Source organism: Acinetobacter sp. QJM3NY_42 (assembly GCF_056173745.1).
In genome coordinates this window covers 430,265-454,674 of record NZ_CM149689.1, presented here as the reverse complement: position 1 = coordinate 454,674, position 24,410 = coordinate 430,265, and the positions used below count along the sequence as shown (strand labels likewise).

Genomic DNA, 24,410 nt, shown 5'->3' with positions numbered 1-24,410 from the left:
GACAGACCATATAAAAAGCACGCCGAAGCGTGCTTTTTTCACTGATACACCCTAGTGTTTTAAGCTTGACCTTTTAACTTGGCATAGTCTAAAAGCACATTTGCAGCTTCAGAAACGAAGGTTTCTTCCTCGGGTAATGGTGGGCGTTGAGTAGCTTTCATCTTGGCACGTGATTCTGCTAATGCTTCCAGTGAAGCCTGATAGCTTTCCCAATTAGCATAAGGTTTTTGGCCTGCGATCTGGCGACGGGCATTTTCAGCAGCCAAGGTTTTCTGTTCAAGATCCTTTAACTCAGCCTTGCGTTGATCAATGTCCAGCGCAAGCTGTTTTTTCTCTTTGCCGGCCTGAGAGATGGCTTTACGTTGATCCAGATACTTAAATTGCGGATCAAGCTTTACGCGCTGGCTGGATAACTGGGCCAGTTGAGCAACATAAGGCTGAATAGATCCTTCACGCTTGAAAGGTGCAGTTGGAATAGTATCCCACTTTAAGGCATTTTTAGCTTTACGCTCGCCAAACTCCTCATCATAAATATCGACCAGTTTAATATCAGGAATGACGCCCTTATTCTGGGTACTGCCACCTGTAACGCGGTAGAATTTACGCTGTGTCAGTGTAGCCTGTCCATATGCCAGAGTATCCAGCTGCACTTGAGCAGTCCCCTTACCTGTGGTAGTACTGCCAATTACAATACCACGCTCATAATCCTGAATAGCTGCTGAATAGATTTCACTTGCTGAAGCAGAAGCCAGATTGACCAGTACCGCCAATGGGCCAGCATAGGTTTGTAATCCACCATCATTATCTTCAAAGACGCTGACATTACCGTTACCATCACGGATTTGCACTACCGGGCCTTCCTTGATGACCTGACCCAGCATACGTGCAACTTCTTCTAGTGAGCCTCCAGGATTATTGCGCAGATCAATAATTATTCCTTCTACATTTTTAGCAGAAAGTGCACGTAATGCATTATTGGTATCCTCTGAAACCGAGCGATACTCCGTACCTGCACGGCGTGCGCGGTAGTTCAGGTAGAATGACGGAATTTCAATTACACCAAACACATGTTTTTTACCATCACGATTGATTTCAACCGTCCGTGAACGGACTCCTGCATCTTCTTCCTGAATGACATCACGAACTAAAGTGACGGTACGGGCCTGGCCCATTGAAGCTCCACTACCTAAAAGCTTTAAGGTTACTTTGGTGCCACGCTTGCCTCGAATCAGTCCAACAATTTCTGCACTTGGCCAACCAATGACGTCAATCATTTTGCCGCCATCTTGTGACACCCCGATAATTCGGTCACCAGATTTCACTTGTCCCGATTTACCAGCCGGACCACCTTCTACAATTGTTTCAATTTTAGTGTAGTCTTCATTACCACGTTCCGGCCGGATTGATACCCCGATGCCTTCAAGCTGTAAAGTGGTCTGACGGTTCAGCTCCATTGCATCAATTGGCGGAAAATAGTTACTGTGCGGATCATAAGTTGCCAGCATAGCATTCAAGGTTTTGTCCAGTACATCGTCACTCTTAATGCGACTGATACGTTCCAGCTGACGGGTATAACGTTTGGTGAGGGTCTGAACCGGGGACAAGTCCTCAAAACTGGAAAGATCCTGACCGTTTGCCAGCTCCGGGTTATCTTTAATCGCTTTTTGCTTGGCCAGTTCTTCTTCTTTAGTGATAGTCAGGTTAATCAGCTGGGACACCAGCATTTTCCGCCAAAAATCTTGCTGCTCGGCAGTTGTTTTAAAATAAGGTGCCTTCTCTCGGTCTGTTTCGATAAAGACATTCGGCTGTTTCAAATTCTGCGGTTTCTTGAGTTCATTAAGCATGAACTGGTAAAACGCAGCTAGACGCTGACGGTACTGCGCATGAATTGTATAGGGACCAGACAGATCTCCCGCCTTTAAGGATGCGCCAAAATTTGAACCGTATTTATTTTTATATTGCTCGACTTCCGGCTGTAGAAATAGTGAATGGTCTGGATCAAGGCTGTCCAGATACATCTCCAGAATCCGATTGGATGTCTGGGCATCAAGACGCATATTTAAGTAATGCTGACGGTCTACCAAAGTTGCCAACTGACGTGAAACCAGAGCCTGTTCCTGGGTCGGCTGAAGCGATACAGAAGAAACAGCCGTTTGATTGGTTGCAGCAGTTGCCTGACTAATGGCATGTGAAAAGAACAGTCCCCCAGTTGCCACTGCAACTGCACAAGCGAGCATTTGAAGTTTCATAAATAATTAATACTTCCTTGGATATTCCCAATTACACCACGATGTTTCCGAAATGAACAAAGCGAATTCAATATCTTAAACAGGCCGAAAAGTTGTATCGTGTAGTTTTATCATATTCTGTACCCACAAAATGTAGCAAAACATTGCTGAATTCAGGTATTGTTTTAATTAAAGATCTTAATACGGAACCCCATATGATTGGCGCACTAATGCTCGATATCGCCGGTACAACCCTGACCTTAGAAGATATTGAACTATTAAAGGCTCCGCAAGTCGGCGGCATGATTTTATTTTCACGGAATATTGAGTCTCCTGAACAGGTCCGTACGCTGACTGATCATATGCGTCTGATTCGTCCAGATATTTTAATTGCGGTAGATCAGGAAGGTGGCCGGGTACAGCGCCTTAAAACCGGCTTCACCCTGCTACCTGCCATGGGCCGTTTTGGTGAAGTCTATCAGCAGAATCCAGAAGCCGCTCTGGACCTCGCAGAAAAATGTGGCTGGCTTATGGCAACTGAAGTTCTTGCTGTAGGGATCGATTTTAGTTTTGCGCCCGTGCTCGATATCAATGCCATTAGTGATGTCATTGGTGACCGGGGTTTTGCTTTGACCCAGGCTGATATTATTCCTCTCGCACACGCTTTTATTCAAGGTATGCACCGTGCCGGTATGGCCACTACAGGTAAACATTTCCCAGGCCACGGTAATGTCAAAGCAGACTCTCACGTGGCCGCTGCCATTGATAACCGTAGTTATGATGAAATTTATCAGAATGACATGCAGCCCTTTATTCAATTACAGTCCAAACTGGATGCACTCATGCCGGCTCATGTGATTTATGAACAGGTTGATTCTAAACCAGCCGGTTTTTCCGAGTTTTGGGTACAACATATTTTGCGTAAAGAACTTAAATTTGATGGTGTATTATTTTCAGATGACCTGACCATGCAGGCCGCTTGTGTAGCTGGTGGTGCTGATGCGCGTATACAAGCTGCACTGCAAGCTGGCTGTGATATGGGTCTGGTTTGCAATGACCGTACAGCTGCCCGTCTGGCACTGAGCGCTATTCAGGATTTCCCATTACCAGACCAGCAACGCCTGGAACGGATGCGCGGTAAAATCCCAGATATTTTACCTAAATCAGGACTTGAACTGGGTACCGAATGGCAACAAATCAAACAGGAAATTGAAGCATTTAAAGCCAATAGCTGCCATTAAGCGGTTAAAGTCAAAAGAGCATTACACATGCTCTTTTTTCTTATATAAATAGCAACTGATTAAAATAAAAATGAGGATTTATTCATGACACGAGAGCTGTCTAGACACCGGCATATTTCTTTTACTGCTCATTATACTGGTTATATTTGGTATCAGATGGGAATTTCACATCCTGAACTTGCTACGTCCAAGGGTAAAAGTCTGGCGATGCTGGTTAAACCGGTAGAAAGCTGGGCAGAGAAGTTTATAGGCGCCAGTATGCGCAGCTCTTTGAAACAGCGTCATGAAATGCTAGATGATGCGCTTAAACAGTTGCTTGAGCAAACACCAAATTTACAGGTTCTGGAAATTGCCTGTGGATTATCACCACGTGGTTGGTGGTTTAGAAAACATTATCCACAAATCGACTATCGTGAACTGGACTTGCCAGCAATGGCACACATCAAACAACAAGCACTACAACAGATTGACCCTAATAGCCCAGAAGTTTTATCTGTTGATTTATTTAGTGAAAACTTTAAACAGGTTTTTGAAATTTTTGATCCTAAACGTCCTTTAGTTGTTATCAGTGAAGGATTAGTCAACTATTTTGACCTGACTCACTTAAAACAGCTGATCAGCAGTATTTCTCTTTATGGCAGTAAGTTTAGAACATTACATTATCTGACCGACCTTTATCCCCAGCCCCAAGGCAGATGTCTGGCAAAGGTCATGTGGAGCAGCAGTAAATTATTAAAATGGATGTCACGTAGTGCTTTTACTTTCCATTTTCAAAATCCGGCTGAAGTACAGCAATTTATACAGAACGCAGGTTTTGATGAGGGCGAGGTTATTCAACCTGCAGATTCTCTTTATTCAAAAGGCTCTAAGCCTGCTCAAGAGGCCCGGTCACACGATATTGTCTGGATGGTTCATGCACAAAAAAAACAGCGTATATGACGCTGTTTTTTTAATATTTTAAATCAAGCTAAAGTCATAGCTTCCTGCTGACAGGCAATAAAATGAAGTAAACGTTCTGCCAGTTCAAAACTGCCATGCTTGAACAGTGCACGTATACCCTGCTGTTCTGCTTCAAAAATCAGACACTCTATTTGAAACACTCCCTGATCATCTTCAAGGTGAAGTGCCAGATCACGTGGATATTGCTGTATCAGGTTTAGTTGCTGCGGGTCAGGAATTTTTAAATACACACCAAAAAAGCTGATGTCAGAAATATTCACTTGAAATTCTACAGGCAGGTAACGGTGTGACAGTTGTGAAAGTTGACCGTACATAGAGATACGTCTTTCTCCACGTCGCTCCATCGTCAGAATTTCTTCACGAGTCATAGGAATAATGCCTTCGAGTCCTTCCAGCGCTTCGGCATTTAGGAAGGCTGAAAAGAGACGCATAGTTTCTTTACGCCGCTGTAACTGTGGAACATGGTCAGCATTGGCAATCAGGGCAAACTCCATATCCGGACATTGCAAGGCAAAATATGCGTTTTCATGAGGTAGTGTAAAACTGTCATATTGTCCAGCTGCAACAAGTGTTTTACAGGCAGGAGCAGGAACATGCTGTAATCTGAGTAATCGACTGCAATTAATCGCATAACGCTCACGTTCAGTAGACTGAAACTCAGCCATTTGTCGAAAGAACAGACGTTTGGCAGTAGGTGACATACGGGTCTTGTCTAGCTTGGCATGATTAACCAGATACAGAATCACCGCCTGGCCGAACTCTTCCATCCGGTCTTCCTGCATAAGTTTGAGTGATTCTTCTAAAATCATGCGCCAGCTTTTCCGGGTTTTTTGCATTACGCCCATCAGAATCATACGCTCTACCAGTTCAGGTCGCTGCTCAGCAAAATAAGCCGCTACTACAGACCCAAGGGACATGCCCATAACTGATACTTTTTCCAGTCCTTCAATGTCGAGCCATCGACCAAGCATAGCCGCCAGGTCTGGCAATTCCAGACTTCCGGCAGACACACCGCTGTCATGATTCATAATTTGCTGGTTAGCCCCCATAGAAGGTAAGTCAATCAGAATAATCGGACCACTGGCAAAAAGCTGTTCAACACAATACTTGTAGGAATTGAAATTCTGAAATGCTCCACCCACAATAACAATAGGAGTTTTATGCACTGTCGCAGGTTGGGCGATAGCCATATACTCAACTTTCCAGCCGTCAATCCAGGTCATGCGTGGAGGTTGTTTAAAAATATCCTTATGGTAAAAATCAAAAAAATGACGGTGTTGCTTCCCTTCAGCATCCATGCCCACTTGGATAATAGAATTCATACTCCCTCCTCAACGCTTGCTTTATTTTTTATTGTGCAAGTCGGTTTTTAAAACCAAGGTATTCCTCTACCTTTTATAGACGTTTTGTTTTCTATAATTTTTTATTCATTTTATAGAATGCATTTCATAGTATACAAATGCTTTATTTTTGGGCAACTGCTTTCGTTACCGTTCATCTAGTTTTAGCGCTGAAAGTATTTCCAAAACTTTTTTATACTGCACTACATGACAGTTTTTTTTGAGACAAGCCTTCATTGCGCAGGCGGAGACTGTTACTATCAAAGAAAATTCTGAGTGATCAAACCGCTATGCACAATTCGATTGAACAGTATATGCAGACGGTCGGACAACAGGCTCGTCAGGCTTCGCGTCTGCTGGCCAGTGCTTCTACCGATACTAAAAACAATGCCTTGTCCGCAATCTACACAGCGCTTGAGAACAGTGAAACACAAATTCTCACGGCTAACCAGATAGATATGACCAAAGGCCGTAACAATAATTTGGACAGTGCACTGCTCGATCGCTTGGAACTGACTCCCAGCCGTTTCAAAGGAATGCTGCAGGGTTTAAAGGATGTCATCGGTCTGGTAGATCCGATTGGTGAAATTACTGACATGTCGTATCGTCCTTCAGGCATCCAGCTCGGTAAAATGCGCGTACCCTTAGGCGTAGTCGGTATGATTTATGAATCCCGTCCGAATGTTACCCTAGAGGCTGCCTCTCTTGCGCTTAAATCAGGCAACGCCATCATTTTACGTGGTGGCTCTGAAGCATTCGAATCGAATCAGGCGATTGCAGCGGCTATTCAACATGGTTTAAAAACTGCCGGACTGCCCGAACATGCGGTTCAGGTACTGGAAACCACCGACCGGGCTGCTGTAGGCCAACTGATTACCTTGACCGAATATGTCGATGTTATTGTGCCACGTGGTGGCAAGAGCCTGATTGAACGAATCACAGAAGAGGCACGTATTCCTGTGATCAAGCATTTAGACGGTAACTGCCATGTATTTGTAGAGGCACAGGCAGATTTGCATAAAGCCTTGCCAATTGCTTTAAATGCAAAGACTCATCGTTACGGCGTATGTAATGCCATGGAAACCCTGCTGGTCGATGAACAGATTGCTGATGACTTTCTACCCCATATTGCCGAGCTGTATCAGGAAAAGCAGGTTGAGCTACGTGGCTGTCCTGAAACCCGTCGTATTTTGGGTACTTCAGTCAAGGCCGCCACTGAAGAAGACTGGTACACCGAATATCTTGGGCCAATTCTGGCAGTAAAAGTCGTGAGTGGTATTGATGAAGCAATTGAGCACATCAATAAATATGGCTCGCATCATACTGATGCCATTATTACTGAAAACTTCTCTCTGGCACGTAAGTTTCTGGCCTTAGTAGACTCAAGTTCAGTGATGGTCAATGCATCGACCCGTTTTGCTGACGGCTTTGAATATGGTCTGGGTGCCGAGATCGGCATTTCAACTGATAAGATTCATGCCCGTGGTCCGGTGGGTCTCGAAGGGCTAACCTCACAAAAATGGATCGTTTTAGGTGATGGACAAATCCGTCATTAATTTCCTGTTTAATTAGGATTACCTGTATACAAATCCTGATGTTTAGCATCAAACTCTGGTGCTAAACAGCCCAAATACTCCAAAATTTCTCTTTTCAGTCTAATAATTATAAAAACAAGGAGATGGATATGTTCTTTTATTTAATGTTGAGTACTTTCATTTTAGCACTACTGGTTTCCTTCATTGTGATGCGAATTTTTTCCAGCTCTATTAATACTATTTTAGCCCGTATCATTCATGATCCTATTTATACAGCTTGGGCCAAATATACAAAATTTGCCGGCATGGTCGTAGGTACCTCTTCCGGAGTTCGCATCTACGATATGGAAAAATATATTAATCCTGTCAACTACGGCCCCAAAGATGAACATTTTATTATTGAACTGACGAATGAGCGCTGGTTTCTGGAAATTTACCGGACAATTATCGAAACTTTGCAAGGTTTAGCCTGGATGATGCTGGTATTTTTTATGGTGGCACTGATTGCCTATGTTCTGGTGAGATGGGCCGAGATGAAATATAAATCTCAGGGGCAAGAGTAATAAATAAAGAAATGAACTATAGATGAAATTTGCAACGATACTTTAGCTTTGCGTAAAACCGAATATGATTTTTTTATTCCTGTGCTACGCTATAACAATTAACTGATTAATATTAAATATTATTGAATAGACCATCCATAGTGCTTAAGTCTAATCGGCTAAAGTCTAGGTTGGACAGAAAAAATACACGTGTTAAAACATACTCATGATCTCTAGCCTGTACACTGGTTCAAGATCAGAGGGACAAGATTATTTCAATTAGAATTCGGGTATCCAACGTGTCTACATCAGTATTAGTCATCAATTGCGGTTCTTCATCTATTAAATATGCCTTAATCTCTGAGCAGGCAAAAGATCGTATCTATGGTTTGGCAGAAAATCTGGGCTCTGCTGATGCACGCATCAAAGGTGTTACCATTGGTGGACAACCACTTGAACTTTCGATCCCTCATGCTGATCACGAACAGGCACTAGAAACCATTTTAAGCCGCCTGTCACAATACAAACCGCAAGCAATTGGTCACCGGGTAGTTCACGGCGGCACACTAACCAAGGCCGAACTACTGACTGATACGATTGTAGAACGTATTCGTGAAGCAACTCCGCTCGCACCATTGCATAACCCGGCTCATCTGGTAGGTATCGATGCCACTATGCGTCTGTTTCCAGAACTTCCTCAGGTTGCAGTTTTCGACACTGCCTTTCACCAGACAATGCCGGCGCATGCTTATCGCTATGCGGTACCAAAATTCCTATACACAGAACATAATGTCCGTCGCTATGGCTTCCATGGCACCAGTCATGCTTACGTTTCTGAGCGTGGTTCAGAACTGGCTGGAAACCTTAAACAAGGGGGCTGGCTAACTGCACATCTGGGTAACGGCAGTTCAACTTGCGCCATTTGGAATGGTCAGAGCGTAGATACATCAATGGGGCTTACCCCTCTTGAAGGTGTAGTAATGGGCACACGCAGTGGCGATGTTGATCCAAGTCTGCACAGCTTCTTAGCAGCCAACCTTGGCTGGGATGTCTATAAGATTGACCGCATGCTGAACAAGGAAAGTGGCCTGCTGGGCTTATCTGATCTTTCTAATGACATGCGAACTTTAATTGAAGCTTCTGAACAGGGCAATGAAGATGCCACGCTGGCAATTGAAGTATTCTGTTACCGTCTTGCCAAATCTCTTGCTGCCATCAGCTGTGGGCTGCCACGTATTGACGGACTGATCTTTACTGGGGGTATTGGGGAAAACTCAGCTTATATTCGTGAAAAGACGCTCTCCTATCTGCCACACTTTGGCTTCAACTTAAATAAAACCCAAAACAATGAATTAAAACGTGGTACTGAAGGTCGGATTGACCAAGGCCATGGCCCACAAATATGGGTGATTCCAACCGATGAAGAGGCACGGATCGCCCAAGAAACCCGTCAGGTAGCTGCACAGACGAGCTTACTATCAAAAAAGTCTGAACTTGCTGTAGAGCCTGCTTAATTGCGGGCTTTAACCTTCTGTGATTTATATTTTGTTTAATTTTTTAAGGCTCCTATGAATACAATTCTACTGATTCCAACTGGAGAAGGTGTCGGTCTGACTTCAGCCTGCCTGGGAATGATCTATGCACTGGACTGTAATGGTATTAAAGCAGGATTTTTAAAACCTTTTTCTGAATCTTTTCAGGAAAATGATCAGAACCGTACCACTAGCCTGTTTGAACATTTATTCCAGACCAGTACGGTTAAACCGATTGCATATGAAAGAGTTAGCCAGCTGATCGCACTGGAAGAAATGGATGAACTGCTTGAAGAAGCAGTCAGCCTGCATCGCAGTGTTGCCGCCAAACATGATGTGATTATTGTAGAAGGCTTACTGCCAAATCATGAGGACCAGTTTGCAGGTGAGTTAAATGCCGCCCTTGCACAGGCACTAGATGCCAAGGTAATCCTGGTCAGTACTGCAGACGTACAGAATCCGCGTAAAACCGCTGAAAAAATTGAAGCACATCTACGCCAGTTCGGTGGCGCTGCTTCAGAGCGTACAGCAGGTGTGCTGTTCATGCGGACTAAAGGCTTACCTGAAGAAGTTGCACAGATTCCGGTGACCATTGACCCTTCACTGCGTTTAAGTGCAGAAATTGCAACCTTCACGATCGAGCTGCAAAAATATAACCGTTATTTAGGGACTGCTGACTTACCGATTATTGGTCTGGTTCCATTTAGCAATACCCTGAGTGTTCCACGTACACTGGACATTGCCCGTCTGATTCAGGGCGAATGGATTCATCAGGGAGAAGCACGGCAGCGTCGTGTATTACATAGCAGCCTGATTACCTCAAGTATTGAATATGAGCTGAACAAATTTGTTGCCGGTGAACTGATTATCAGCGCTTCCGAACGTACCGATGTACTGCTTGCCAGCAGTTTAGCTACCAGTCATGGTATACCGCTAGCAGGCCTGGTACTAACCGAGCGTCAGGCACCCAATGCCCAGATTCTGAATTTCTGCCAGAATGCTATCAAACAGGGACTACCCATTTTACATACGCAGCTGACTACTCTGGAAACAGCACAGCGTCTGGCAAATCTGAGTAGTGAAATACCGGTTGACGATACAGAACGTGCCGAGCAGGTTACCCGTTTTGTCTCCAGTCATATTGATCTGGACTGGCTGACCCAGCAAATCAATGGCAATGCAACTCCCCGCCTGTCCCCTTCAGCTTTCCGGCATGAACTGGTCCAGAAGTCGATTGCTGCGAAAAAGCGCATCGTTCTACCAGAGGGTGATGAACCTCGTACTATTCAGGCTGCAGCGATCTGCCAGTCTCGCGGAATTGCTCACTGTATTTTGCTAGCCAAACCAGAAGTAGTTTTAGAAATTGCCAAAGCCCGTAATATTGAATTACCAGACGATCTTGAAATCATTGATCCGGATACTATTCGTAGCCAGTACATTAGCAGTATGGTCGAGCTGCGAAAAGGCAAGATCAATGACATTCAGGCCAAAGAACAGTTACAGGATACTGTAGTGCTAGGCACTATGATGCTGGCACTGGATCAGGTTGACGGACTGGTTTCTGGGGCGGTACATACCACGGCTAACACAGTGCGACCGGCATTTCAGCTGATTAAGACAGCTCCAGAATATTCGCTGGTCTCTTCAGTATTCTTTATGCTGTTACCAGATGAAGTCTATGTATATGGGGATTGTGCTATTAATCCCGATCCAGATGCCCAGCAGCTTGCTGAGATTGCCATCCAGTCCGCAGATTCAGCCAGAGCATTTGGTATTGACCCGCGTATTGCCATGATCAGTTACTCAACCGGAACCTCAGGTACCGGTGCCGATGTTGATAAAGTTCGTGAAGCAACAGAGATTGCCCGTCAACGTCGCCCTGATCTGTTGATTGATGGTCCTTTGCAGTATGACGCTGCGTCTGTTGAAAGCGTGGGCCGCCAGAAAGCACCTGAGTCACCTGTAGCAGGGCGCGCCAATGTCTTTATCTTCCCAGACCTCAATACTGGCAACACAACTTACAAGGCTGTACAGCGTGCTGCAAATGTCGTAAGTGTTGGCCCAATGCTGCAAGGACTGAACAAGCCGGTAAATGACCTGTCACGCGGCGCTTTGGTTGATGATATTGTTTTTACGATTGCTTTGACTGCCATTCAGGCAGAACAACAGGCGACAGTATAAATTTTTAAATAAAACAGCCCCAGTATTTCAATTGGGGCTGTTTTATTTTGCTCTAAAAACACTTTCCTTTACACTGGGCCAACCATATGGTATGTCGGGCGCAGTCAGGATCTTCAAACCGCATATTTACCACCCTAAAACCGAACGTCTCAAACAGATTCTTATATTCATCCGGGTCCAGACTTGCATGATATAAAACCTCACCCTGCATTTCCCCTAGAGCTGTGCCATGACTCGGGCCAGTGGTTAACATTAATGCCGTACCGGTTTTTGCATGTTTCTTAAAAATATGAAACATTGCTCTCTGGTCATTATGAGTCAAATGAAAAAAGCTGTCCCAAGCGATAATGCCATTAAAGCTTTGCTTCAAATCCAGTTGTCGCATATCAGCTTCTAACCAGTTATGCTCAGGAAAACGGTTCCTAGCTATTTCGAGCATGGCAGCTGAACTATCTATACCTGTAATTTGACATTTTTTTGCAGAAAAATATTGAGCGGTTGGTATACCAGTACCGCAACCCAGGTCAAGAATAGATGATTGATCAGGAATCAGATTTAAAAACTGTTCAAGCCAGGCTTGTTCATAAAAATGCTGGGAACGTACCTTATCCCATTCGATCGCATATTTTTTATAGATCGGAATAATATTATCTGCGTATTGTTGATCTGACATACCTGATTATAGTTTTAAAATTCAGGAAAAGAATAGCAGAATGCCAAGAGAGGTTACAGGCTAAAAGTAGATAAAGAAGAGAACAATCTAGAAAGAAGATAAAGCTTAGGCTTGATCTTCTAACTGACCATAGAACCAGGTTGCAGCAATAAATATCATAAATGCAATAACCATGAGAATGCTAGATACTGTCATTGTTGATGACTCTATGTAGTGGATACCGGCATTATGCGAAAGTTTTATGACAACTTTATGACAATTTCCTTAAAACTTATATTACTAAAATAATTTCATATAAATCAAATAATAATGACTAAAAACCCTTGATTTTCAGGTTATGTAACTATTACCCGAGTGTCATATCACAGAAAACGCGTTTAAAAGACCTGCCAAGAATTCATTTTATGCCATCCTGCGCTACCTTTCTTTTTACTATTAAACTTTCGCCCAAAACCTTGCCGGAAATACCCACAGCGGATGCTTTTTGTCTTATAATTTTGGCCGCTAGCTAACAGCCCGCTCAAGAGACATTTGATATGACAACTATTATCAAGCAAGACGACTTGATCACTTCGGTCAAGGATGCGCTTCAGTTCATTTCGTACTACCACCCGCAAGACTTTATTCAGGCAATGAGCCGTGCGTATGACCGTGAAGAAAACCAAGCTGCTAAAGATGCAATTGCGCAGATCCTGATCAACTCACGCATGTGTGCTGAAGGTCATCGCCCAATCTGTCAGGATACAGGTATTGTCAACGTATTTCTTGAAGTGGGTCTGGATGTTAAATTCGATTTAACCATGAGCCTGGACGATGCCATTAATGAAGGTGTACGTCAGGGTTATTTGGAAAATACCAATGTCTTACGTGCTTCAGTTCTGGCTGATCCGGCATTTGGTCGCAAAAACACCAAAGATAATACCCCAGCAGTGATCCACTATAAACTCGTTCCGGGTAATAAAGTAGATATTACGGTTGCAGCAAAAGGCGGCGGCTCAGAGAACAAATCTAAACTGGCAATGCTCAATCCATCTGACTCAATCGTGGACTGGGTTTTAAAAACTGTCCCAACTATGGGTGCAGGCTGGTGTCCTCCTGGAATGCTCGGAATTGGTATCGGTGGTACTGCTGAAAAAGCCATGATGCTTGCTAAAGAAGCTCTGATGGAAGAAATCAATATGGATGAGCTGCTACGTCGTGGCCCACAAAGCAAGATGGAAGAGCTGCGTATTGAAATCTTCGAAAAAGTTAATGCCTTAGGTATTGGTGCACAAGGTCTGGGCGGTTTGACTACAGTACTGGATATCAAGATCAAGGATTATCCTTGTCACGCTGCTGGCAAGCCAGTAGGCATGATTCCAAACTGCGCCGCGACCCGCCATGCACACTTTACACTAGATGGTTCAGGTGTAGCGCATATTCAGGCGCCGAGCCTTGAAGACTATCCTGCTGTAACTTGGGATTCTTCAACTTCTAAACGTGTTGATCTCGACCACATTACTCAAGAAGAGATGAATTCCTGGAAACCGGGCGATACCCTACTTCTTAATGGTACAATTTATACTGGCCGTGATGCTGCCCATAAACGCATGGTTGATATGCTGAACAACGGCGAAGAACTTCCTGTTGATTTAAAAGGCAAGTTTATTTACTACGTTGGTCCGGTAGATCCTGTAGGCGATGAAGTGGTTGGTCCTGCCGGTCCGACAACAGCAACACGTATGGATAAATTCACCCGACAAGTGCTAGAAGCGACTGGTCTTTACGGTATGATCGGTAAAGCAGACCGTGGTCCTGCTGCGGTTGAAGCGATTAAGGATAATAAAGCGACCTACCTCATGGCAGTCGGTGGCGCTGCATATCTGGTTTCTAAAGCTATTCGTGAAGCAGAAGTGGTGGCTTTTGAAGACTTAGGGATGGAGGCAATCTATAAATTTGTGGTAAAAGATATGCCTGTATCTGTAGCAGTCGATGTAAACGGCACTTCAGTGCATGCAACCGCACCTAAAATCTGGCAAGCTAAAATTGGTAAAATCCCGGTGGTGGATGCTGCTGCGGTTTAAACTGGTATAAATTAAAAAAGCATCCAATCATGGATGCTTTTTTATTTCTTTAATTACAATATTTTCTCTAATCCTGTGCTTTTATTTGCTTAGTTACATATTAAGAAAAGAGAATTAATTTTACCAAGTTAAAGGATTCCAGAGTTTAAAACGCTTCTTTAAAGCCAGCTCTTCACCTTCTTCATAATTTTGTTTGACAATTTTACGCTTGGGTTCAGTTAATTTACCCTGTGCATCAGTAAAAGCAGCGAAGTTAAGTCCGGGACTTTTAAGCTGGGTAGTGCGAATTTCACGGAGTCCCTGTTTGACAGGCATTTGCATTAATGGTCCTGCGCGCAATAAACCAAGATTATGGTCAGGTGAGCCCCGAAATTTCTCTTCTTCATACTTCAGAAAATACTGCTGACCAGCACTCACTTTAAAGTCAGCCACCACAGGCTTCTGAAAATGTATTACGCCTAAGGGCCGGCTAATAGTCAAACGGTAATGACCTTCGGCCAGTTCCAGCCAATAATAATGATTACTGATCAGACTGGGAATACGCTCACCATTCAGAAAAAAATTAGGTGCTACCACTTCCTGCCGGTTCCAGCGGCTATCCGGACGGTACAGATATACCACTGCAGCTTGCGGATGTTGGGGCTTAACTCGCTGAAAAAGCTGTCCCGGTTTCTGGTTTACCCAGGAACCAACTGAAAACATTCCAACCCGGTGCTGCTCTAGTATAGAAGGCGACTGACTCAGATCTATATTTTTTAACGTAGAGACCAAAGCCGGAGTTAGAGGCGAAACAGGTTGAGTATGACATCCCCATAGCATTCCGCTACCAAGTATTGTCAGCAATAAATAACGCATGATTATCCCTTACCATGTTTTTCTTATTTTAAATTTTTGTCATGTTGCATTAACATTCTATTGAGCTTAACACCCGCATGTAAATTTGAAAATAAAAAACGTGCCCAGCGGATTACACTCGGCACGTTTCAGATGAACAGCCAATCAGATTCAGGCAGATTTGGTATTCACAACCTTCAGCTCAGATTTAGGGACTGCCCCTTCTTCGCCTTCTTGACGCGGCAAACGCTCAGAACGATATTCTGGCTCAGCACCATCATTGATTACTGCCTCATTGATGACCACTGTCCCGACATCATTACGGCTTGGCAGGTCATACATGGTTTCGAGCAAGACATTTTCCAAAATAGAGCGTAGACCACGTGCTCCGGTATTACGTTCTAGTGCCTTTTTAGCAACAGTACGTAGGGCAGAATCTTCAAATACCAGATCCACATCTTCCATATTGAAAAGATACTGGTATTGACGAGTCAATGCATTTTTAGGTTCTGTCAGAATCTGCATCAGTGCATCTTCATCCAGCTCTTCAAGAGTTGCAATCACTGGCAGACGACCAATAAATTCTGGAATCAAGCCAAATTTAACCAGATCAGCCGGTTCTACCTGACGGAACAGCTCAGCAAGCTTTTTAGTTTCATCTTTGCTTTTTACTTCTGCAGTAAAGCCAATTCCACCTTTTTCCTGACGATGCTGTACAATTTTTTCCAATCCGGAGAAAGCGCCGCCACAGATAAATAGGACATTTGAGGTATCTACCTGGATAAATTCCTGCTGTGGATGCTTGCGTCCACCTTGAGGTGGAATAGAAGCAACTGTACCTTCAATCATTTTCAGCAAAGCCTGCTGGACACCTTCACCAGAAACATCACGGGTGATCGATGGATTTTCAGACTTACGAGTAATCTTATCAATCTCATCGATATAGATGATACCCTTCTGTGCTTTCTCGATATCGTAATCAGCTTTTTGCAAAAGCTTCTGTACAATATTCTCGACATCTTCACCCACATAACCGGCTTCAGTTAAAGTGGTGGCATCTGCCATAGCAAATGGTACATCCAGAAGACGGGCAAGAGTCTGTGCAAGCAGGGTTTTACCTGAACCTGTCGGTCCGATCAGCAAAATATTACTTTTGGCAATTTCAACCTTATCTTCTGTTTTATGTCCATTCTGGCTGACTTTCAGACGCTTGTAATGGTTGTAGACAGCTACAGACAATGTTTTTTTAGCAATATCTTGACCAATCACATATTGGTCAAGCGCAGCACGAATCTCGTGCGGTTTTGGCAAAGGACGGCTTGCCCAATCACCAGTTTCGACTTGCTGGCTGGTTTGTACAAGGTCCAAGCATACGTCCACACATTCATTACAAATATAAGCGTCCTCGCCTGCAATCAGTTTCCCGACTTCAGACTGCGTTTTACCGCAAAATGAACAATGCTTTTGTCCTTGAGGATGTTCGGACATATTTACTCCAATACTTGAATCTTAAAAATTAAGGGCGCTTGCTGAGAACTTCATCAACCAGGCCATATTCTTTGGCAGCTTGAGCTGTCATAAAGTTATCGCGGTCAGTGTCACGTGCAATACGTTCATAGTCCTGACCACTGTGTTCAGCCATCAGCCGGTTCAGGCGTTCTTTAATAAACAGTATTTCACGTGCATGGATTTCAATGTCTGAAGCCTGACCACGGAAACCGCCCAAAGGCTGGTGTATCATGACACGGGCATTTTCCAGACAGAAACGCTTACCTTTGGCACCGGCATTTAATAAAAATGCCCCCATTGAAGCCGCCTGTCCCATACAATAGGTCACTACATCTGGTTTAATAAACTGCATGGTATCGTAAATTGCCATACCTGCAGTGACTGATCCCCCTGGTGAATTGATGTAGAGATGGATATCCTTGTCAGGATTTTCTGCCTCTAAAAACAACATTTGTGCCACAATCAGATTGGCCATGTTATCTTCAACTTCACCAGTTAAAAAAATTACACGCTCACGCAGAAGCCGTGAAAAAATATCAAAAGAACGTTCACCACGAGATGATTGCTCAACCACCACCGGAACTAAAGCATTTTCAATACTTGGGACATACATAGGGCTATTTATTCCTAAAATTCTTATGACTCAGCTCATAGCCACAATATGAGGGATAATTTGCAAAAATGCAAAATTTTCCCTAGTGAATATTGAATAAAAAACGGGGAAATATCGTGTATATAAACTAATTTAACAAATTTACGACGTGTATAAAAAAAGGCGCATTAAGCGCCTTTTTCTGTATCAGTCAGATTTAAGCACGACGAGCTTGCTGTTCTTTTAGCAAATCTTCATAGCTCACTTCTGTATCTGAAACCTGAGCTGCCGCAAGAATATAGTCAACAACCTGGTCTTCAAGCACAACAGCCTCGATTTGAGCACGTTGCTGTTTATCATTTTTGAAGTACTCAATAACTTCAGTTGGGTCTTCATAAGAAGAAGCCATATCTTCGATATAAGCCTCTACACGAGCCGGATCAACTTCAAGTTTAGCATCAGCCAAAACCTTGCTTACCAGTACACCAAGTTTTACTGATTTTTCTGCCTGTTCTTTAAACAGTTCATCAGGAAGCATGCTCTTGTCAAAAGTTTGCGCGTTTGCACCACCAAACTGCTGGGTAAACTGCTGGATCATCTGTTGACGTTGGCGGTCGATTTCCTGAGCAACCATGGCACTTGGAACTTCAACTTCATTTGCTTCAACCAGTGCATCAAATGCAGCCTGTTTTACCTGGTTACGAAGACCGTTACGAACTTCACGTTCCATATTTTTACGAACGTCAGCTTTTAACTTGTCAATTCCTTCTTCTTCAGAAACACCAAAGGTTTGCAGGAATTCAGCATCCAGTTCAGGAAGTTTTGCTTTTTCAACCTGCTTTACAGTAATTTTAAACTGTGCCGCTTTACCTGCCAGATTTTCAGCCTGATAGTCTTCAGGGAAAGTAACGTCAATCACTTTCTCTTCGCCTTTCTTCATGCCAATGATGCCATCTTCAAAGCCAGGAATCATACGGCCTGAGCCTAAGACCAGTTTAAAGTCAGTTGCAGAACCGCCTTCAAACTTTTCACCATCGATTGTTCCTTCGAAGTCAAAAGTGACCTGCATGTCTTTTTTCGCCATACCTTTGGTCTCAACCCAAGTTTGACGCTGTTTTTGCAGGTTTTCAATCATCTGGTCAACATCTTTATCTTGAATTACAGATGTTTTACGCTCAACAGTAAGAGTATCTAGAGCTTTAACTTCTACTTCAGGGTAAACTTCTACAGTGGCTTCATATACCAGCGCATCATCTTTATTTTCAACTTTATCAATATTTGGCATGCCAACAGCATTGATTTTTTCTTGTTGAATCGCTTCAAATACAGTGTCACGAATAATATCGTTCACTACTTCCTGATAAATACCAGCGCCATATTCACGGCGTACAACGTTTACAGGCACTTTGCCCTGGCGGAAGCCGTTGATCTTCACAGTTTTGGCAGTGCGTTTCAAGCGAGCTTCAAACTGCTCGTTAATACGGCTCGTCGGTACAGAAACATTTAAACGACGGGCAACGCCCGAAACCGCTTCAGAAGTTACTTGCATGGCTTCCTCGATATGTGTGTTAGTAATAACAGTTTTAAAAAGTGCCACATTATATGACAACATTTAAAGATATACAAAATACGCCGAAGAAACTACCTGAATTCGCCTGATTTGTATGAAATTAAGAAGATTATTTTAAATTTAGTGCCGAATTAAATATTAACTTCCTTCCTTAATATTGATAGAGAATTAAAAATATTGGAAACTCCATCAAATTTGCCCTCTTAATAAAGCGCTAATCAATTTTAATTTTTATAAAGAAAGATTTATCGGAATATTTAGTTTTTATTTAAATATCCTATTAAGAGCTATAAACTCCTATATTCAATACAAAACATTAATTATCAAAAACTTATAAATTTTAAGTTACTGTATAACATTAATTTATTGAATTAAATATAGAAAATTTATTGCCAATACCAATACAAAAATATGGTGATAAAAAATAAGAATCATTATTATTCGCATACAATTTCACACTATACATTTTGAGTAAGAAATGGCTTTCATCAAAACACGTAAGAAAATCGTATCTTCTGCGATTGTCTCATCACTTTCAGTGATGGCGGGGCATGCTGTTGCACAAGATCAAGTTGCTCAACTTGAAACTATTCACTCCCAAGCCACCACAGAACAACAAAGCTTAAAGGTAGACCAGTCTGCAAATAGCAAATTTGTTGCTCCTTTACTAGATACCCCTAAATCAGTTTCTATTATTTCGAATCAGCTGATTGAAGATACTAAAGTAACGACTTTAAGTGATGCCTTACGCACTGTGCCTGGAATTACCCTAGGAGCAGGTGAAGGTGGAAATCCAAATGGAGACCGACCATTTATTCGGGGTTATAACTCTGAAAGTTCAATGTATGTTGATGGCGTTCGTAACGCTACCTCTCAAAACCGTGAAATGTTTGCTGTAGAACAGGTTGAAGTCACTAAAGGTTCTGCTTCTGCTATGGGCGGAGCAGGTACAGTGGGCGGCAGTATCAACTTGATTTCTAAAGTAGCTAAAAAAGGCGACTTTCTAGAAGGCTCTGTTGAAAATGGTACAGATAATTATCAGCGTATAACGCTAGATGGTAATAAAGACTTCGGTAATGGGATAGCAGCCCGCGTTGCCATTATGGGGCACCACAATGAAAAAGCCGGCCAGTCTGATGGGGCTGAATATAAACGTGCCGGTATTGCACCAAGTATTACATTTGGTTTAGATACAGATACGCGTACAACATTAAGTTATTACTATCTGAAATCTGATGATACTCCAGACTCAGGCGTTCCATATAACTATGATATTGCAAAAAAAACTACAGTTGGTAAGCCTGTAAATGTGAAACAGGGTATCTATTATGGGCTGCTTGATCGTGACTTCCAGAAACAAGAAAACCAGATTGGTACGATCAAAGTAGAACATGATATTAATGATAACTTTACTTTGACTAATACGGCTGTTTTTAATAAATCTAAAAATGATTATTTATGGACGCAGTCTGATGATTCAAAAGGTAATGTAGTCAATGATAAAGTCTGGCGTCGAATTAATTCTCGTATTACAGATACAGAAATCTTCACGGATCAACTTGCTTTAACCGGCAAACTAAATACCGGCATCATCCAGCATAAATTGAATATGGGTGCTGAGTATAGTGATCAGAAATCTGATAAGGGCAACTATAATACTTCATATCCTGGTTATCCAGGCACTACTACAGGTGGTTTCAACAGTGACTGTGCCATAAACGATGCCTGGTGTACCTCTCTTACCAACCCGAATTCTAAAGATCAGTGGTTAGGTACAGCTATAGCCAATAAAGCAACCACAACAACTAAAACCAAAGTTACTTCAGTTTACCTTCTTGATAACATTGAATTAAATCCGAAATGGTTAGTTGATTTAGGTGCTCGCTGGGATAAATTTGACACAGAACAAGTAACTCATGCTACTGGTCAAAAAATTGAAAATGATAAAGACTTTTTTACTTATCAAGCCGGTATAACTTTTAAACCTGTTAAGAACGGTTCTATTTACACAAGCTTTGCTACTTCAGCTAACCCTGTAGGTGTAGATGGTGGTGATGGTTCAGAATCTATTGGTCAAGCCTATATGGATTTAAAACCAGAAGAAAGTCGTACATTTGAAATAGGTACAAAGTGGAATATTCTTAATGACCGTCTGAATCTTACTGCTGCCATTTTCCGTACAGAAAAGCAAAATACGCGTATTCAACTTGATGCAAGCACCTATACAAATGGCGGTGAAAGTAAGGTCGATGGCGTTGAGCTTTCTGCTACCGGTAAAATTACAGACAAGTGGGATATTACAGCAGGATACTCTTATCTGGATAGTGAGTTAACTGATCCAGGCCCATCTTGCACCCGTGCCGGTGTATGTACTTATCCTAACCCTGCAAAAGGTAAACAGTTACCTAATGTGCCAGAAAATAGTGCAACTTTATGGACGACCTATAAAGTATTGCCACAGTTAACGTTAGGGGCTGGCGCATTTTATTCGGATAAAGTTTATGGTGATGCAGCCAATACCAAGTATGTACCGGGCTATGTCCGTTACGATGCCATGGCACGCTATAACGTAAATAAAAATGTTGATCTGCAGCTGAACCTTAACAATCTCTCAGATAAGCGCTATTTCACTAAAGCCTATGCTTCTCACTATGCTACAGAAGCAGAAGGCCGCAATGCTGTACTGTCTTTAAACTTTAAATATTAATCTTGTGCCGAAAACCATAATATTTTTATGGTTTTTAGCTTAAAATAGCCTCTATATAGGGGCTATTTTTATATCCATATTTTACTAAGACAGGTGAAAGCCGTGATCCATCATATTCCTCATGTATTAACTCAAACCCAGGTCCAGCATTTTCGGGAAGAAATGGCTAAAATTGAGTGGGTCAATGGTAAAGTCACCGCAGGGACGCTGTCAGCCACAGTCAAACAAAATCAGCAGCTTCCAGAAGACCATCCTCTTACTCATCATTTAAGTACAATTATTTTAGAATCTTTAGGGCAGCACCCATTATTTTTATCGGCCGCCATTCCTCTTGATATCATTCCTCCGTTATTCAATCGCTATGAAAATAATGAGGCTTTCGGTTTTCATGTCGACAACTCTATCCGCCGTATCCGTGGGACCAATGAGCGGTTACGGACCGATCTGTCTTGTACTGTATTTTTAAGTGAGCCGGAAGAGTATGTAGGAGGTGAACTGGTGATAGAAGATACTTATGGTTATCACGAAGTCAAGCTGCCAGCCGGAGACATGATTCTCTACCCTTCAACCAGTCTGCATGAAGTCACACCAGTAACCCAAGGCTGCCGGATTGCTTCATTTTTCTGGGTACAAAGTATGGTACGTGATGATGCAGAACGTCATATGCTGTTTAATCTGGACCAGACTATACAAAACCTGCGCATGCAGCTGGGTGACCAGCATCAGGAAGTTATCAAGCTCACAAATCTGTATCACAACCTGATGCGTAAATGGGCAGAGCTTTAAGACAGTTAAAGAAAAAATAAACTGTTATTTTAATAGGCTTTTTCTATTAATTATAGTTGTCTGATTATTTTACAGATAACGATTGACAGCTTATTTTTTATCACGTAATTTTAAGGGCATGAATATATACCCGAATATTCTCGCCCTCCTCCCTACAGGCTCCCTCCTGAGCTTGCCCCTGATGCTGCGCCTCGCGCGCGCATAATATATACCTGCCTGTTAAGGCTAAAAAATACCCTGAAATTTTAAATAGTTTAACAAAATATAGTTAATATAAAAGTAGTACGTTGCGCTTAAATTCGATCCGAGCCACCTTGCTACATAAGGAGTTCCCTCATGATGTTGGCTGACCCAAGTAAAAAATACCGTCGTATGTATCAGCGTGTCGATTTACCAGACCGCCAGTGGCCAAATAAAGAAATCAATCAAGCGCCTATCTGGATGAGTACTGACCTGCGTGATGGTAATCAGGCCATTTTTGAACCGATGGATCTTGAACAGAAATTCAAGATGTTCCAGATGCTGGTAAAGATCGGTTTTAAACATATTGAGATTGGTTTTCCATCTGCTTCACAGATTGATTTTGACTTTACCCGTAAGCTGATTGAAGAAAATCATATCCCAGATGATGTCTATATCGAGGTTCTGGTTCAGGCACGTGACCACTTGATTCAACGCACTTTTGAAGCGCTGGAAGGTGCGAAACGTGCGATTGTGCATATCTATAATGCCAACTCACCGACTTTCCGTAACAAGGTATTAAATGTAGATATCAATGGTGCCAAGCAGTTGGCGATTAATGCAGCACAAAAAGTGAAAGAATATGCAGCGCAGTATCCTGAAACTGATTTTATTTTTCAGTACAGCCCTGAATGTTTCTCTGCAACCGAGCTTGAAGTTGCTAAAGACGTTTGTGATGCTGTAACTGAAATCTGGGAAGCTTCTCCGGAAAATAAGGTTATTTTAAACTTGCCAGCTACTGTAGAAGTTTCTACGCCAAATGTTTATGCAGACCAGATCGAATGGATGCACCGCAATATTGAACGTCGTGATGGCGTAATTATTTCAGTTCATTGCCACAATGACCGAGGCTGCGGTATTGCTGCCTCAGAACTGGCCATTATGGCAGGTGCAGACCGTGTGGAAGGCTGCGTATTTGGTAATGGCGAACGGACTGGTAATGTCGATGTCGCAGCAATTGCCCTGAATATGTACACTCAAGGTGTGGCACCAAACCTGGATTTTTCCAATATTAATGAAATAATTGCTACAGTTGAAGAATGTACTGGCTTGCCTGTACACCCGCGCCATCCATATGCAGGTGATCTGGTCTTTACTGCATTTTCTGGCTCGCACCAAGATGCCATCAAGAAAGGTTTTGAATTCCAGAAAAATGAAGAAATCTGGGATATGCCTTATTTGCCAATTGATCCCAAAGATCTGGATCGTGATTATGATGCAGTAATTCGCGTCAACTCACAGTCAGGTAAGGGTGGTATCGCCTATTTGCTTGAATCTAACTATAACGTTGTATTGCCACGTCGCTTGCAGATTGAATTCTCACAAGTAGTACAAGAGCACACAGATGCGACCGCAACCGAGATTACTGCCCAGGAAATCTGGTCACTGTTCAAGCAGACCTATGTCGAAGCTAAAAATACTCACTACATTGCACAGAACTATAAGCTTTCCGACCATAATGGTAATCAGGTCATTGAACTTGAAGTGACCATGAATGGCCAGAAGCAACAGATCCGTGGAGAAGGCAATGGGCCAATTTCGGCTATTCTGGATGCCTTGCAACTGCCGATTGATGTATTGAACTATGAAGAACGCAGTATTGGTTCAGGTGCTAATGCAAAAGCACTGGCACTGGTCGAACTGCAAGTCAAAGGTTCGGGTAAAAATGCTTTTGGTGCCGGCGTACACGACAATATCGTAACCTCTTCAATTGAGGCCATCCTTGCCTGTACTAACCGCCTGATTGATCAGGGCGTATTACACCCTGAACAGGTCATTGCTGCCGCGATTTAATATACAATTCCCTTTTGAAAGGATACCCTGAGCTTGGTATCCTTTTTATTATTCATTTTTAAAGATTTAAGGCGAACCATTCC

The 24,410-nt window shown here is 42.7% G+C and carries 17 protein-coding genes; 10 read left to right on the top strand and 7 right to left on the bottom strand.

Annotation, left to right across the window (positions count from 1 at the left end):
* Positions 1-59: 59 nt before the first annotated feature.
* Complete coding sequence (locus AC0VYT_RS02090; protein ID WP_005016527.1) at positions 60-2,249, bottom strand: carboxy terminal-processing peptidase; 2,190 nt, start codon at positions 2,247-2,249, stop codon at positions 60-62.
* A 194-nt stretch (positions 2,250-2,443) separates the two neighbouring features.
* Between AC0VYT_RS02090 and nagZ the strand changes: the two genes are divergently transcribed.
* The gene (nagZ, locus tag AC0VYT_RS02085; RefSeq protein ID WP_005016530.1) at positions 2,444-3,469 is read left to right on the top strand and encodes a beta-N-acetylhexosaminidase; all 1,026 of its coding nucleotides are present in this window, start codon (positions 2,444-2,446) and stop codon (positions 3,467-3,469) included.
* Positions 3,470-3,553: 84 nt separating this feature from the next.
* On the top strand, positions 3,554-4,408 hold the full coding sequence (locus AC0VYT_RS02080) for a class I SAM-dependent methyltransferase (protein ID WP_005016531.1): 855 nt from the start codon (positions 3,554-3,556) through the stop codon (positions 4,406-4,408).
* Between the two features lie 23 nt (positions 4,409-4,431).
* Here the strand turns inward: AC0VYT_RS02080 and AC0VYT_RS02075 are convergent, their stop codons facing one another.
* Positions 4,432-5,751: an alpha/beta fold hydrolase gene (locus AC0VYT_RS02075; RefSeq protein WP_005016533.1), complete on the bottom strand. Its 1,320-nt coding sequence runs from the start codon at positions 5,749-5,751 to the stop codon at positions 4,432-4,434.
* 308 nt (positions 5,752-6,059) lie between these two features.
* Here AC0VYT_RS02075 and AC0VYT_RS02070 point away from each other — a divergent pair, with 308 nt between their 5' ends.
* The 4 genes from AC0VYT_RS02070 (at position 6,060) to pta (ending at position 11,559) form a co-directional block, all read left to right on the top strand.
* Positions 6,060-7,325, top strand: coding sequence for a glutamate-5-semialdehyde dehydrogenase (locus AC0VYT_RS02070; protein WP_005016536.1), 1,266 nt, complete (start codon positions 6,060-6,062; stop codon positions 7,323-7,325).
* A gap of 128 nt (positions 7,326-7,453) precedes the next feature.
* Entirely contained in the window at positions 7,454-7,867 is a 414-nt protein-coding gene (locus AC0VYT_RS02065) for a hypothetical protein (RefSeq protein ID WP_005016539.1), read from the top strand.
* Between the two features lie 278 nt (positions 7,868-8,145).
* Complete coding sequence (locus AC0VYT_RS02060; RefSeq protein WP_005016542.1) at positions 8,146-9,360, top strand: acetate/propionate family kinase; 1,215 nt, start codon at positions 8,146-8,148, stop codon at positions 9,358-9,360.
* 54 nt (positions 9,361-9,414) lie between these two features.
* Entirely contained in the window at positions 9,415-11,559 is a 2,145-nt protein-coding gene (gene pta / locus AC0VYT_RS02055; RefSeq protein ID WP_005016545.1) for a phosphate acetyltransferase, read from the top strand.
* 52 nt (positions 11,560-11,611) lie between these two features.
* Here the strand turns inward: pta and AC0VYT_RS02050 are convergent, their stop codons facing one another.
* Positions 11,612-12,232, bottom strand: coding sequence for a class I SAM-dependent DNA methyltransferase (locus tag AC0VYT_RS02050; RefSeq protein WP_005016547.1), 621 nt, complete (start codon positions 12,230-12,232; stop codon positions 11,612-11,614).
* A gap of 536 nt (positions 12,233-12,768) precedes the next feature.
* On the opposite strand from AC0VYT_RS02050, the gene AC0VYT_RS02045 reads away from it, so the two are divergent.
* The gene (locus AC0VYT_RS02045; protein ID WP_005016550.1) at positions 12,769-14,295 is read left to right on the top strand and encodes a fumarate hydratase; all 1,527 of its coding nucleotides are present in this window, start codon (positions 12,769-12,771) and stop codon (positions 14,293-14,295) included.
* A gap of 120 nt (positions 14,296-14,415) precedes the next feature.
* On the opposite strand, the gene AC0VYT_RS02040 is transcribed toward AC0VYT_RS02045, so the two are convergent.
* The 4 genes from AC0VYT_RS02040 to tig all read right to left on the bottom strand — a co-directional run bounded on the left by AC0VYT_RS02040 (position 14,416) and on the right by tig (position 18,779).
* Complete coding sequence (locus AC0VYT_RS02040) at positions 14,416-15,150, bottom strand: DUF2846 domain-containing protein (protein ID WP_005016552.1); 735 nt, start codon at positions 15,148-15,150, stop codon at positions 14,416-14,418.
* A 150-nt stretch (positions 15,151-15,300) separates the two neighbouring features.
* The gene (clpX, locus tag AC0VYT_RS02035; RefSeq protein ID WP_005016553.1) at positions 15,301-16,617 is read right to left on the bottom strand and encodes an ATP-dependent protease ATP-binding subunit ClpX; all 1,317 of its coding nucleotides are present in this window, start codon (positions 16,615-16,617) and stop codon (positions 15,301-15,303) included.
* A 28-nt stretch (positions 16,618-16,645) separates the two neighbouring features.
* On the bottom strand, positions 16,646-17,251 hold the full coding sequence (gene clpP, locus AC0VYT_RS02030; RefSeq protein WP_005016556.1) for an ATP-dependent Clp endopeptidase proteolytic subunit ClpP: 606 nt from the start codon (positions 17,249-17,251) through the stop codon (positions 16,646-16,648).
* Between the two features lie 196 nt (positions 17,252-17,447).
* Complete coding sequence (tig, locus tag AC0VYT_RS02025; RefSeq protein ID WP_005016558.1) at positions 17,448-18,779, bottom strand: trigger factor; 1,332 nt, start codon at positions 18,777-18,779, stop codon at positions 17,448-17,450.
* A 499-nt stretch (positions 18,780-19,278) separates the two neighbouring features.
* Here tig and AC0VYT_RS02020 point away from each other — a divergent pair, with 499 nt between their 5' ends.
* The 3 genes from AC0VYT_RS02020 (at position 19,279) to leuA (ending at position 24,327) form a co-directional block, all read left to right on the top strand.
* Positions 19,279-21,507 carry a TonB-dependent receptor gene (locus AC0VYT_RS02020; RefSeq protein ID WP_005016561.1) on the top strand — a complete coding sequence of 743 codons (2,229 nt, stop codon included), beginning with the start codon at positions 19,279-19,281 and terminating at the stop codon, positions 21,505-21,507.
* 102 nt (positions 21,508-21,609) lie between these two features.
* On the top strand, positions 21,610-22,293 hold the full coding sequence (locus tag AC0VYT_RS02015) for a Fe2+-dependent dioxygenase (RefSeq protein WP_005016563.1): 684 nt from the start codon (positions 21,610-21,612) through the stop codon (positions 22,291-22,293).
* A gap of 336 nt (positions 22,294-22,629) precedes the next feature.
* A complete protein-coding gene (gene leuA / locus AC0VYT_RS02010; RefSeq protein ID WP_005016564.1) occupies positions 22,630-24,327 on the top strand; it encodes a 2-isopropylmalate synthase in 1,698 nt (565 codons plus the stop codon).
* The last annotated feature ends 83 nt before the right edge of the window (positions 24,328-24,410 follow it).